The 12,497-nt window shown below is 59.2% G+C and carries 11 protein-coding genes; 5 read left to right on the plus strand and 6 right to left on the minus strand.

Annotated elements, in window-relative coordinates; genetic code table 11:
• The coding region (locus Q0X61_RS06115) for an Abi family protein (protein WP_297741358.1) at positions 1-488 on the minus strand (488 nt) is incomplete at its 3' end.
• A 272-nt stretch (positions 489-760) separates the two neighbouring features.
• Here Q0X61_RS06115 and Q0X61_RS06120 point away from each other — a divergent pair.
• From Q0X61_RS06120 to Q0X61_RS06135, 4 genes are read left to right on the plus strand one after another with little or no spacing between them, the layout of a single operon-like run.
• Complete coding sequence (locus Q0X61_RS06120) at positions 761-2,326, plus strand: type I restriction-modification system subunit M (protein WP_297741360.1); 1,566 nt, start codon at positions 761-763, stop codon at positions 2,324-2,326.
• A gap of 2 nt (positions 2,327-2,328) precedes the next feature.
• Positions 2,329-3,252, plus strand: a complete 924-nt coding sequence (locus Q0X61_RS06125) for a restriction endonuclease (RefSeq protein WP_297741362.1) — start codon at positions 2,329-2,331, stop codon at positions 3,250-3,252.
• Positions 3,249-4,259 carry a virulence RhuM family protein gene (locus Q0X61_RS06130; protein ID WP_297741364.1) on the plus strand — a complete coding sequence of 337 codons (1,011 nt, stop codon included), beginning with the start codon at positions 3,249-3,251 and terminating at the stop codon, positions 4,257-4,259. Before Q0X61_RS06125 ends, Q0X61_RS06130 begins: the two co-directional genes overlap by 4 nt.
• A complete protein-coding gene (locus tag Q0X61_RS06135) occupies positions 4,256-5,494 on the plus strand; it encodes a restriction endonuclease subunit S (protein WP_297741366.1) in 1,239 nt (412 codons plus the stop codon). Before Q0X61_RS06130 ends, Q0X61_RS06135 begins: the two co-directional genes overlap by 4 nt.
• A 251-nt stretch (positions 5,495-5,745) precedes the next feature.
• Here the strand turns inward: Q0X61_RS06135 and Q0X61_RS06140 are convergent, their stop codons facing one another.
• Together Q0X61_RS06140 and Q0X61_RS06145 are read right to left on the minus strand one after the other, a co-directional pair.
• On the minus strand, positions 5,746-6,354 hold the full coding sequence (locus Q0X61_RS06140) for an RloB family protein (protein WP_297741368.1): 609 nt from the start codon (positions 6,352-6,354) through the stop codon (positions 5,746-5,748).
• Positions 6,354-7,700 (minus strand): ATP/GTP-binding protein, encoded by a 1,347-nt coding sequence (locus Q0X61_RS06145; RefSeq protein WP_297741370.1) that lies wholly within the window; start codon positions 7,698-7,700, stop codon positions 6,354-6,356. Before Q0X61_RS06145 ends, Q0X61_RS06140 begins: the two co-directional genes overlap by 1 nt.
• 173 nt (positions 7,701-7,873) lie before the next feature.
• Between Q0X61_RS06145 and Q0X61_RS06150 the strand changes: the two genes are divergently transcribed.
• Positions 7,874-10,930 carry a type I restriction endonuclease subunit R gene (locus tag Q0X61_RS06150; RefSeq protein ID WP_297741372.1) on the plus strand — a complete coding sequence of 1,019 codons (3,057 nt, stop codon included), beginning with the start codon at positions 7,874-7,876 and terminating at the stop codon, positions 10,928-10,930.
• Positions 10,931-10,938: 8 nt separating this feature from the next.
• On the opposite strand, the gene Q0X61_RS06155 is transcribed toward Q0X61_RS06150, so the two are convergent.
• Genes Q0X61_RS06155 through Q0X61_RS06165 form a run of 3 tightly spaced genes read right to left on the minus strand, consistent with a single transcriptional unit; the run spans position 10,939 to position 12,482 of the window.
• Complete coding sequence (locus Q0X61_RS06155; RefSeq protein ID WP_297741374.1) at positions 10,939-11,871, minus strand: folate-binding protein YgfZ; 933 nt, start codon at positions 11,869-11,871, stop codon at positions 10,939-10,941.
• The gene (locus tag Q0X61_RS06160) at positions 11,864-12,367 is read right to left on the minus strand and encodes an FABP family protein (protein ID WP_297741376.1); all 504 of its coding nucleotides are present in this window, start codon (positions 12,365-12,367) and stop codon (positions 11,864-11,866) included. The genes Q0X61_RS06155 and Q0X61_RS06160 overlap by 8 nt, the downstream gene beginning before the upstream one ends.
• Entirely contained in the window at positions 12,357-12,482 is a 126-nt protein-coding gene (locus Q0X61_RS06165; RefSeq protein ID WP_297741378.1) for a hypothetical protein, read from the minus strand. Before Q0X61_RS06165 ends, Q0X61_RS06160 begins: the two co-directional genes overlap by 11 nt.
• Positions 12,483-12,497: the final 15 nt, after the last annotated feature.

A 12,497-nucleotide genomic window follows, 5' to 3' on the forward strand; every position in this document is an offset into this window, starting at 1 on the left:
CGGTTATACGCCTCAGGCTTGTAAATATTGCCTTGCTTAATGTCGTCGCGGTAGTGGGCGACGAACGCTTCTTTACTACGGTCAAGGTTAGCAAGGGCGTGCTCTTCGACACGGTCAACATCTGCGCGGGCTGGCTGGGTGAAGCCCTCACCGCGCGCGAACATCCCTGTCACCCCAACGTGACAACCGTAGGCATATGCGAAGCGAGTGCGTAAGAGAATCTCAAGGGGGTGTAGGAGTTCATCGCAGACAGTCACCAACTCTTGTTCAGCATTGTAGACAGCACGAATAGTGTCGAATGAGGTGCCCTGGAAGAATCGGTTATCGCCCCGGGCTGGGTCATATTGCCAATGCCTGAAATATCCGGAGAAGCGGTAATAGTTGACCCGCGCGAGGAATTCGGCAGCAGCTGCACGATCATCGATACGCATGCCTCGCTGGTTGAGCAGCTCTACTTGCTGCTCATAGCTGAGCCACTCCTTCGGCATCAGGTATGCCTCCATAGGATATGAAAGGCCCCGGCCATTTGTGCGTTACCCGCAAGGGGAAGAGGCCTGACCGGGGATCTATTACCAACCATGATACATCATGGCGTGTAACGAGCATAATCAGGGTTGAGCCGAAGAATCGGCGTCTTCCGAGCACCTGAAGGATCCCCAGGACGGCGAAGTACGCCCTGACTCATGGCACCACACATCTACCCACGGTTTTTGTCAGTGGGGTTCGCTAGGTTGGGGCTACGCGGTTTGAAGGAGAGCCCATGTCCCCCACTACGAAAGAAGCGCAGCGCGCGGAGCTGCACAAAACCATCTGGCGCATCGCAAATGATCTGCGCGGTTCCGTCGACGGCTGGGATTTCAAGGCATATGTGCTGGGCATGCTGTTCTACCGCTTCATCTCCGAGAACCTCACCGCGTACATCAACCGGGGCGAGCGCGAGGCCGGTGACCCCACCTTCGATTACACGCTCCTTTCCGACAGCGACGCGGAGTATGGGCGAGAGGCCACCGTCGAGGAGAAGGGCTTCTACATATTCCCGTCCGAGCTGTTTCACAACGTCCGGCTTCGCGCCCCGAAGGACGTGAACTTGAATGAGACGCTCGCTCGGGTCTTCTCCAATATCGAAGGCTCGGCCATCGGCACCGATGCTGAGGACGATCTCAAGGGTCTGTTCGATGATCTCGACGTGAACAGCACCAAGCTAGGCCCTACGGTCGCAACCCGTAACGCCAAGCTCGTGAAGTTGCTGGATGCCATCGGCGACATGCCACTCGGCAACTATGAAGATAACTCCATTGATCTCTTCGGTGACGCCTACGAGTACCTCATGCAGATGTATGCGTCGCAAGCGGGAAAGTCTGGCGGCGAGTACTACACGCCACAGGAGGTCTCGGAGCTACTCGCCCACATCACCGTGCATAGCAAAACGCAAGTCAATAAGGTGTACGACCCTGCCGTGGGGTCGGGTTCCCTGCTGTTGAAGTTCGCGAAGGTACTCGGCAAAGACAACGTGCGCCAGGGGTTCTTTGGGCAAGAAATTAACCTCACGACGTACAACCTCGCGCGCATCAACATGTTCCTGCACGACATCAACTACGAGAAGTTCAGCATCGCGCACGGCGACACACTCACCGACCCGGCCCACTGGGACGACGAGCCGTTCGAGGCCATCGTGTCCAACCCGCCGTATTCCATCCGGTGGGACGGCGACGCAAATCCCCTGCTCATCAACGACCCCCGCTTCTCCCCCGCGGGCGTGTTGGCGCCGAAGTCGAAGGCAGATTTGGCCTTCACCATGCACATTCTGTCCTGGTTGGCCGTCGACGGTACAGCCGCCATCGTCGAGTTCCCGGGGGTGCTGTACCGGGGCGGCGCGGAGCGCAAGATCCGCAAGTACCTCGTCGACAACAACTACGTCGATACCGTCATCCAACTCCCACCAGACTTGTTCTTCGGCACGACGATCGCCACCTGCATCATCGTGCTCAAGAAATCAAAGCTCGATAACTCGGTGCTGTTCATCGACGCATCTGCCCAGTTCCAGCGCAGCGGCAACAAGAACAAACTGACCGACGAGAACCGCCAAGCTATCCTTGACGCCTTCGCCGCCCGCGAACCCATCGAATACATGGCCGCTTTGGTGCCCAACGAGAGCATTGGCGAGAACGAGTACAACCTGTCGGTGTCGTCGTACGTGGAGAAAGAAGACACGCGCGAAGAGATCGACATTATGGAACTCAACGCCGAGATCGCCCGCATCGTCGCACGCCAGCAGGAGCTGCGCATCGCCATTGACGAGATTGTTGCGGATTTGGAAGGGGAATGAGCATGGTGGAACTGCCCACTTGGCAGCAGTTCATGATTCCAACGCTACGAGTCATGAGCGACGGCAACGTTCAGCATCGGCGTGAAATTGAGACGGCAGTGGCCGACGCGGTATCCCTCACTCCTGAGCAGCGTGCTGAGAGACTCCCCTCCCGCGGCCAGCTCATGTACGCTAACAGGATCGGCTGGGGAGTCTCCTTCCTCACCAACGTCGGCGCTCTGGACCGTCCATCGCGGGGGCACTACGTTATCACCGATGCCGGGCGTACGGTGCTTCGCACCTTCCCCAACGGCGTAACCGAACGCGAGCTTCGCGCACTGAGCGACGACCCCGCATCCGAGATCAGGCCTTACCGTTCGACAAGCCCCCGAGCCAGCATGCCTGATAACACCTCAGCACACGAGGCGGAGGACATGACTCCCATAGAGCAGGTGCAAGAGGGCATCGCACGCATCACGGACGACGTCGCTTCCGAGCTCCTCCGCCGGCTACAAGAAAAAGAACCCGCCTTCTTCGAACAGGCAGTCATAGATCTGTTGCTTGCCATGGGCTACGGCGGTGCCGGCGGTGCTGGCTATGTCACGCAACTCACCAATGACGGCGGCATCGACGGTGTCATCGACCAAGACGTGCTCGGCATTAACCGTGTCTACATTCAGGCAAAACGGTACGCCAGCACCAACGTCGTGCAGCGCCCGGACGTGCAGGGTTTTGTCGGAGCTCTCAGCGGCAAAGCAGACAGCGGCGTCTTCATCACAACGAGTCAATTCTCGGATGGCGCGAAGCAGTACGCCCGCGGTATCCCAACCCGAATCATCCTGATCGACGGCGCACGTCTTTCGGAACTCATGATTCGGTTTGGTGTAGGCGTACAAGTGAAAGACACCTACCAGGTGGTTGAAATCGACGAGGACTTCTTCGCATGACCGAGTCCCAGGGAGACATTCTCGTCTACCAACGCGACGACGGAACGCCCGCCGTCGAGGTGCAACTCGTCAATGAGACGTTGTGGCTCTCCCAGCAGCAGATCGCAGACCTGTTCCAAACGTCACGCGAGAACGTGCGCCTGCACCTGAAGAACGTCTTCGAGGAGGGTGAACTGGATCCGGAGGCAACCTCCAAGGATTTCTTGGAGGTTCGTCTCGAGGGTCGGCGCGAGGTCCAGCGGAGCATTGCCTACTACAACCTCGACGCCATCATCTCGGTCGGATACCGAGTAAAGAGCGTGCTCGCGACGAGGTTTCGCATCTGGGCGACGGAGCGGCTGCGGGAGTATCTCGTCAAGGGCTTCACGATGGACGACGAGAAGCTCAAGAATCTAGGCGGCGGCACCTACTGGCGCGAGCTCCTCGAGCGCATCCGCGAAATCCGCTCGTCTGAAAAGGCGATGTACCGCCAGATGCTCGATCTCTTCGCCACCAGCGTCGACTACAACCCGCAATCGAGGGAGGCCCGCGAGTTCTTCAAGGTGGTTCAGAACAAGCTCCATTTCGGCGCACACGGTCACACCGCACCTGAGGTGGTGGCCCGCCGCGCCGACGCGAGCAAGCCCAACATGGGCCTGACGTCGTTCCGCGGCTCGCAACCCTGTAAGTCGGATGTAACCGTCGCAAAGAATTACCTCAACGAATTCGAGTTGAAGCAGCTTGGATCGCTCGTCTCCGCCTATTTCGAGGCAGCTGAGTTCCGTGCCCAACGGCATGAACCCACCTATATGAGGGACTGGCTGGGGCACCTCGACAAGATGCTCACCGCCATGGACGCGCCCGTACTTGAGGGCACGGGGAGCATCTCGCGATCGGAGGCCGACGCGAAGGCCATCGCCGAGTACGACAAATATCGAGCCGAACTCGACGCGGAACCAAGCGAAGTCGAGAAAGCATACCTGGCCAACATCAAAGCGGAACAGAAGAAGTTGGAGGGCAAGCAGTGAACCGGATCGAACGACTACTCGCCGAACTTGCTCCCGACGGTGTGCCTCATCTTCCAATGGCCGACATAGGCTCTTTCACGAGTGGCGGAGGACCACAGAAAAAGGACCTTCTAGATTCTGGTATTCCTGCTATCCACTACGGGCAGATTTATACACATTACGGAGTTTCAGCCTCCAACGCCTTGAGTTTTGTCACTGAGGTACTGGCCAGCAGATCTAAGCAGGCAAATCCCGGGGATGTAATCATCGCAGATACCAGTGAGAATGACGAAGACCTTGGACGCGCCGTCGCTTGGCTCGGCGCAGTACCTGCCGCAGTAAGCAACCACACGTTGATATTCTCGTCGCAGCTTGTAGAACCCGTGTTTCTCTCCTACTACCTCCGCTCCGAAGGATTCCAAAAGCAGAAACCCAAACTTGTCTATGGAACAAAAGTTCGATCTATTTCCCGATCAAATATGGCGAAGGTCGTTGTCCCCGTACCACCACGTGAAGTGCAGCGAGAGATCGTCGGGATACTGGACAAGTTCACCGAGCTGGAAGCGGAGCTGGAAGCGGAGCTGGAAGCGGAGCTGGAAGCAAGGGCACAGCAATACACGCACTACCGCCTGAGGTTGCTTGACGAAGTGACTGCACCCCGGATTTCCTTGGGAGATATTGGCAGCTGGATTGGCGGAATGACCCCCCGCAAATCAAACCAGCTCTACTGGTCTAATGGCACGATTCCTTGGCTGGCTTCGATGGACATCAGTGATCCGAACCGAGCTGAGATTCGCGGGCGCATTACGGAAACTGCACTCACCGAATCTCCCCTGACGCTGGTGGAACCACCAGCCGTTGCCGTAATCATGCGATCAAACATCCTACGACGTGCCTTCCCTGTGCGGCTTTTGACTTCGGCGACCACCCTTAACCAAGACGTTCGTGCACTGGTCCCCAGCACAGATGTAGAGGCGACCTACGTCTACCAATGTCTGAAAGCAGCCAGCGAGAGCATTCGTCAATCCTGCGTCCGGACCGATGGCTCGATGGCGGGGGTTATCTCACGACGGTTCTTCAACTGGGAAATTCCGGTTCCCCCACTCGCCACCCAGCGCAAGATCGCCGCCCAGCTGCAGCATTTCGAAGAACTCGAGATTTCCCTCTCAAATGGCCTACCCGCCGAGCTGGCCGCCCGTCGGAAGCAGTACGAATACTACCGCGACAAGTTGCTCACGTTCGAGGAGGCACGGTGACACCAGAGACCACAGGTCCGGATGGCCGGGACGTAGACCTGGGTGTCGAGCAGCTTCCCCACTCCAGCCAAGAGAATCAGCTTCCCACTCAGTCTTCTACTCACCCAGTCACTCCCGCTCGCAACCCTGGCCCAGTCAGGTACGAAGACTGGCCGGCTTGGCCCGCAACCTCTCAGAAAGAGATCGACGAGTTGGTGGAATGGGTAAAGGGCTCTCGGTAATCCCGCGGACGGACCACACCTAGCTCGCTGCTACGCCAGTTTGAGTGGGGCATTGCTGCGCATAAGCTCGACGAGAACCGGGAGCGCGGTGGAGGGGTCGGGACCTTGTCTGCCTGCGCGGAGATCGGGGTCAGCTTGGCGAGCAATGACACACGCATCGTCCACATTTTCAATAGGAAACTTCGGCGACAGCTGCTTCCCTTGCACCAATTTGAGTTGTGCAACGGTTTTGTCAAGCTGCTTCGAGCTCAGTGCTGAACGTTTCGATTCCGCATGCCAACGCAGCCACACCTCAAATTTCAAGTTCGATATCAGCAGCAGAATTGATTGCTGTTTCGCCAGCTGGATTGCTGCAGGAAGCGAAGCGTGGTTGTCCACGTCCACCAGACACACGCAGTCGTCGTAGCCCTTCCCGCGTTCGCCATCTGTATCGCGTTGCTCAATGCATTTCTGCACTACCTTGAGAGGGTCCTTACCCACGGCAACATGCCTCACGAGTACCGTCGCTCCCTTGCTTCGCAAGTAGCTTCCTAAGCGTTCGACGTATTGCGGCTCTGTGCAGGTTCCCTCAGTGACGACAAGGATGCGACGTGCCAGTCTGCGTTTTGGCACCCGGCGTCGACGTCCATCCCGAACCATCAGCGCTCTCCTTCGCCCGCCTGAACGAGCCCGGCGAACATACTCGGAGAGAGTCGGGGAATACCACCGTAACGCCCAGTTAAGTACCGCTTTGCCACGTTGGCGTCTGGGTGCTTGGGGAAGTCCGCGAGGCAGGTCAGCTCCGTCACGCCCTCGTATGTCTTGTCTGTGAGCCAAATCTGCTCAGGTTCCAGGCGCACATCACTCAGCGGAGACAAGACATATGACTCGTGGCTGGTGAAGATGAGCTGTGCGTGCTTCTGATTAATTGAAGGATCGCAAAAACTCGCGAGCAGCACTTCTAGCAAGATGGGATGCAGACTCGCGTCAATCTCGTCCACCAATAGCAGACCACCTTGCCGTAGCCGCTCCAGAGCTGGAACAGCAAGCGCCAGCCATGCCACTGTGCCGTCACTTTCTTCATGGATAGAAAACAATGGCAACTGCTCGCCTACCCCACGATGCGTGAAGCGCAATTCTCGAACGACCTGTTCGAGCACGTCATTGTCAAAGTCATCCTCAACCAGGTCTTCATCCTGAGATACAGCCCCGTCTTCTGAGCCACTTTCCGGCTCACGTAAGTCATGCGCGAATCTCGCCAAGGCGCGTCGCACCCGCTCAGGGATGTTGTTCTCTTCGATTGCCACCTTGGTCACTCCCACATCCGCCACCTGCAGGAGTGCTTCGAGGTCGCTGAACGCAATGTCTCCGTCAGCAAGCGAGTCGGCAATGCCTGCGAGTCGAGCCTCCCGATGGGAATCCTTGACAGAAACCATGTCGAATTGCCCAGCCAAATCTCCCGCAAACCCATGCAGCGGGGACTGCCGCAACAGCAGAGCTCTACTCAACACGAGCTCCCTGGGTGTCACCTCAACTTTTCCGCCGAGACTGGGGTGAACGTGCATTCTGCCCCCAGCCCGGTCTCGGTCGAGGAGCGTTCGCCAACGGCTGGTTGGGATATCTCGAAGCCATTCCCGAACAATTCCATCTTGGTCTACCTCGAAGCCGTACAGGTATCGTCGCCCGTCATGTACAACGTCAAGTTCGTACAGACTGGTGGAAGTGCGAGAAGTCTTGTCGAGCCGGAATGGAGCCCGAAGCATCGCTTTCGAACCTTGCCACGTCGTGGCGGAGCACTGGATAGCGGTGAGCGCGTACCACAGCGCGTCAAGCAGGGCTGATTTCCCCGTTGCGTTTCCCCCGAACACACCGGCGAGGGTGTAGCTCACCTTCTGCCAGTCACCGTCCTTGGGCTGCAGCGTCCTGAGCGCCGGACTCACGAGCTCGAAGGTAGTTTCATCTCGAATGCTCTTGTGGTTGCGCACCGTGAATCTCAGCAGGATCATATCGTCAGCATATCACCAGAGGGCGAATTATTACGATTTTCGAGAAATTCTGGGGCTAGGGGAGCTGTTTATTCTCTATGCAAATCAGCGGCTGGCGTTCCCTCGCCCAACCCTGAAGAACGTTCCCTAACCTGATCTGCATACCGCCCATGACGGACTGAAAGAATGACAACATGCCCGACCCCACCCCACGCAAGTACGACCCGATCGCCGTCTCGACGGAGAGCACCGTCGTCGCGGAGTATGTGCCCGACGAAGATCAATCCAGCAGCTACCAGTCGGAGGCAGCGTTGGAGCAGGAGTTCATCCGGCAGTTGCAATCTCAGGCCTACGAGTACCTCACCATCCAAACGGAACAAGAACTCATCGCAAACCTCCGGAAACAGCTTGAGCTCCTGAATGACGTGACGTTCTCCGATTCGGAGTGGCAGCAGTTCTTCACCGAGAGGATCGCGAGCACGAACGACGGCATCGTCGAGAAAACCATCCGAATCCAGGAAGACCACGTGCAGCTGCTGAAGCGCGACGACGGCTCGGTGAAGAACATCCAGCTCATCGACAAGCGGCACATCCACAACAACCGCCTGCAAGTGATCAACCAGTACGAGGTGGGCCAAGACGAGGGTGGGGCAAACTTCGCCAACCGCTACGACGTGACGGTGCTCGTCAACGGGCTGCCGATGGTGCACGTCGAGCTGAAGCGTCGCGGCGTGGACATCCGCGAGGCGTTCAACCAGATCGACCGCTATCAGCGCGACAGCTTTTGGGCCGGCTCTGGATTGTTCGAGTACGTGCAGCTCTTCGTCATCTCCAACGGCACGCTCACGAAGTACTACTCCAACACGACGCGTCGCCAGCACCTCAGCGAGCAATCCAGCCCCAAACGCGTGAAGAAAACCTCAAATTCATTCGAGTTCACCTCGTGGTGGGCAGACGCAAAAAACAAACCAATCCAAGATCTTACCGCGTTTGCGAAAACCTTCTTCGCGAAGCACACCCTGTTGGGCATCCTCACCAAGTACTGCGTGCTCACCGCCGACCGCATGCTGCTCGTGATGCGGCCGTACCAAATCGTCGCCACCGAGCGAATCCTGCAGAAGATCCAGATCTCCACCAACTACAAGCAGCTCGGCACCACGGCTGCGGGCGGCTATGTCTGGCACACCACGGGCTCCGGGAAAACCCTCACCTCGTTCAAAACCGCGCAGCTCGCATCCAAGCTCGACGACGTCGACAAGGTGCTGTTCGTCGTGGACCGCAAAGACCTCGACTATCAGACGATGCTTGAGTACGACCGCTTCGAGAAGGGCGCGGCCAACTCCAACACGTCGACGGCAGCGCTGAAGAAGCAGCTCGAAGACCCGGGCGCGCGCATCATCGTCACCACCATCCAGAAGCTGGCCACGTTCATCTCGGCCAACAAGGGCCACGCCATTTACGACGGCCACATCGTCGTCATTTTCGACGAGTGCCACCGCTCGCAGTTCGGCGACATGCACACCGCCATCACCAAGGCGTTCAAGCGCTACCACCTGTTCGGCTTCACCGGCACTCCTATCTTCGCTGACAACGCCCTAAGCGGCGGCAACCCTCAGCTACGGACCACTGAACAGGCCTTCGGCGAGAAGCTCCACACCTACACCATCGTGGACGCCATCACCGACAAGAACGTGCTGCCCTTCCGCATCGACTACATCAACACCATCAAGGTGGGCGACGTCGTCGACAAGCAGGTGTCCGCGATCGACACCGAGGAGGCACTCATGGCGCCCGAGCGGATGAGCCAAGTGGTCTCGTACATCCGCGAGCACTTCAACCAGAAAACAAAGCGGTCCGAGCACTACTCGCTGGGCGAGCGACGGGTACGCGGCTTCAACGCCCTGTTTGCGACGGAGTCCATTCCGGCCGCGCGCATGTACTACAACCACTTCCACCAGCAGCAACAAGACCTCCCGTCCGATCAGCGCCTCAAGGTGGGCATCATCTATTCCTACGGCGCCAACGCTGCAGAAGGCGACGAGATTTTCGGCGACGAACAGCCTTCCGATACCGCGTCCTGGCCGCTCGATGACCGCATGTTCTTGAGCGAAGCCATCGATGATTACAACGAGATGTTTGGCACCTCGCACGACACCACGCCGAAGGGTTTCGAGGGCTATTACAAAGACCTGTCCTTGAGGATGAAGAAGCGCGAGATCGACCTCGTGATCGTCGTGAACATGTTCCTCACCGGCTTCGACGCCACCACCTTGAACACGCTCTTCGTCGACAAAAACCTCCGTTCCCACGGGCTCATCCAGGCGTACTCGCGCACGAACCGCATCCTCAACTCGGTGAAGACCTACGGCAACATCGTGAGCTTCCGCGACCTGGAGCAGGCCACCAACGACGCCATCGCGCTCTTCGGCAACAAGGAAGCTCGCGGCGTCGTCGTCATGAAGCCGTACCGGGAGTACTACGAGGAGTATCGAACCAACGTCGACGAACTACTCACCCAATTCCCACCGGGCGAGGTGATCGTCGGAGAGGAAGCGCAAAAAGCCTTCATTGGGCTCTTCGGCTCCATCCTGCGGCTTCGCAACATCCTCACCTCATTCGACGAGTTCGAGGGCGACGAGCTCCTCACCGACAGGCACGAACAGGATTACCGAAGCCGTTACCTCGATCTCCATGCGCAGTTCCGTAAGGAACGCGAAGGAGACAGGGAGCGCATTAACGACGACGTCGTCTTCGAGATTGAGCTCATCAAGCAGGTGGAGATCAACGTCGACTACATCCTCATGCTCGTCGAGCAATACCAAAGCACACGAGGAGACGGCGACGACAAGGAGATCCGCGCGGAGATCAGCCGTGCCGTCAACGCCAGCCTCACGCTACGCAGCAAACGCGACCTGATCGAAGACTTCGTCGAAGGCGTCTCTCCCACCGGGAAGATCGACCAAGAATGGCTGCAATACATTGCCGCGAAACGAGAATCCGAGCTTGAGGCGATCATCACCGACGAGCGCCTCCGCCCCGACGAGACCCGCGTCTTCGTCGCAACAGCCTTCCGCGACGGACACGTTCAAACCGGCGGCACTGCCATCACGAAGGTGCTGCCACCGGTATCCCGGTTCTCTGCCCGCGGCCAACACGGGGCGACGAAGCAACGGGTGCTCCGAAAACTCACCGCGTTCTTCGAGCGGTTCTCAGGGTTGGGCGCGAACAATCCCAGCGACCTGGCGGGATAGTACGACGCTCAGCGCAGCCGGGGCCGCACGTGCAACCCGACGTCGGGGTCGACTAGCATTTCCTGCGCGGCCTCTACCCCGTCGGCATCGAGCTGAGCGTCGAGGCTCACGCTGCGCTTCACCAGCGCCAACGCCAGCGGCCCGATCTCGCGGTGGAGCACCGACGAGCCCACTCGCCCCACCACTTTCTCGCCCAGCTTCAGCTCCGACCCCAACCCGGGCAGCGTCGAGCGTGAGCCATCCAGGTGCAGCTGCACCAACCGCCTCGGCGGCCGCCCCAAGGTGTGCACCTTGGCCACCGTCTCCTGGCCGGGGTAACAGCCCTTGTCCAAGTGCGTTCCATACAGCCCGATCTCGTTGGGAATAGTGCGTTCGTCGGTATCGACGAAGATGCGCGGCACCCCGGCGGCAATGCGCAGCGCCTCGAACGCCCACGTTCCGGCGGTGCCCTGCATCGGCTCCGCCGCGAACACCTCAGTGCCGCCTAAGTCAGAATGCCGCACGCGCGCACCGTCGGGCACAGGCACCGTATGACCTACCCAATACAGCGTGAGGTCGTCGCGGACACGCGCCTCCACCCGCATCGCGAACCGCATCCGCAGCACGTGCTCGACGAGCGCCGCACCCCGCCCAGGCTCCGTCCAGCCCAGCAGGCTGGCACCGTCGTCGACGAAGTGCAGCACGTGCTCAATATGCCCAGCGGCGTCCAAGATGAGCAGCGCCCCCGAGTCGCCAGCGCCCACACCACGCATGTGCTGGGTGGAGATAAGGTGCAGCAGCTCGAGACGGTCGTCGCCAGAGATCTCGACCACATCGCGATTCCCCAGCACGACCACCCCCTCGCCCTCTTCGAGCGCGCGGGTCTCCGCAAAGGGGTTGCCGTAGTGCCACACCAGCCCCTCGTCGGGCCCACTCTCGACGAGAATTCCCTGCTCAGACACGCTTCAGCCTCGCCCACATATGGGGGCGCAGTTCGTGGCCGGTCGTCGCCCGATCCAGGGCGTACATGAGGTCGCCCTCCACCTTGCCGTACAGGCGCTGCCCGGCTGTGTGCTCTATCGCCGCAGATTCGGTGCGCACGACGGCGTCGGTGCGCAGATCAATCCGCGTCACCTGAATCTTCCCGACCAATACCTCGGTCCACCCGTTCGAGTTCGTGGTGGTGACGGACAGCGACGCGTCGGGCTTCGGGTGCCAAAACCCCGTCTCCATCTCGATCATCTCCCCCGGCTTACCATCCTCATCCAGGAGAAAGGCCTGAGCGAGGTAGTACAGGTACGGCCCACCGCCTGGCCAGAACTGAATGCGCTGCTCATAGGCAAAATCGTTACCCTCGTGGTCGGTGCCGTTGCCGGTACCTTCCCACTGCCCGACGAGCCACCCGAGCGCGGTCAGCGCCGGGTCGAGGCCCTCAGGTACTTCGATATCAATGTTCATTGTCAGTCCTTAGTCTGGCCGCGAGATCGATGAGCATTCGGACGAGGGTCACCGTCGCTGCCAGCGCCAGCAGCGCGGCGGCGACAATCAGCACCCAAGGCAGGATCGCGACCATGCGCGCCAGTGTACA

This window comes from uncultured Tessaracoccus sp., from assembly GCF_947255005.1.
Classification (GTDB): domain Bacteria; phylum Actinomycetota; class Actinomycetes; order Propionibacteriales; family Propionibacteriaceae; genus Arachnia.

Bases quoted from the DNA above. Each gene is read 5' to 3' on its own strand.
- Q0X61_RS06160 (WP_297741376.1), bottom strand. From the start codon at position 12,367: ATGAACATTGATATCGAAGTACCTGAGGGCCTCGACCCGGCGCTGACC.
- Q0X61_RS06150 (WP_297741372.1), top strand. From the start codon at position 7,874: ATGCCCGACCCCACCCCACGCAAGTACGACCCGATCGCCGTCTCGACG.
- Q0X61_RS06125 (WP_297741362.1), top strand. From the start codon at position 2,329: ATGGTGGAACTGCCCACTTGGCAGCAGTTCATGATTCCAACGCTACGA.
- Q0X61_RS06130 (WP_297741364.1), top strand. From the start codon at position 3,249: ATGACCGAGTCCCAGGGAGACATTCTCGTCTACCAACGCGACGACGGA.
- Q0X61_RS06140 (WP_297741368.1), bottom strand. From the start codon at position 6,354: ATGGTTCGGGATGGACGTCGACGCCGGGTGCCAAAACGCAGACTGGCA.
- Q0X61_RS06145 (WP_297741370.1), bottom strand. From the start codon at position 7,700: ATGATCCTGCTGAGATTCACGGTGCGCAACCACAAGAGCATTCGAGAT.
- Q0X61_RS06165 (WP_297741378.1), bottom strand. From the start codon at position 12,482: ATGGTCGCGATCCTGCCTTGGGTGCTGATTGTCGCCGCCGCGCTGCTG.
- Q0X61_RS06120 (WP_297741360.1), top strand. From the start codon at position 761: ATGTCCCCCACTACGAAAGAAGCGCAGCGCGCGGAGCTGCACAAAACC.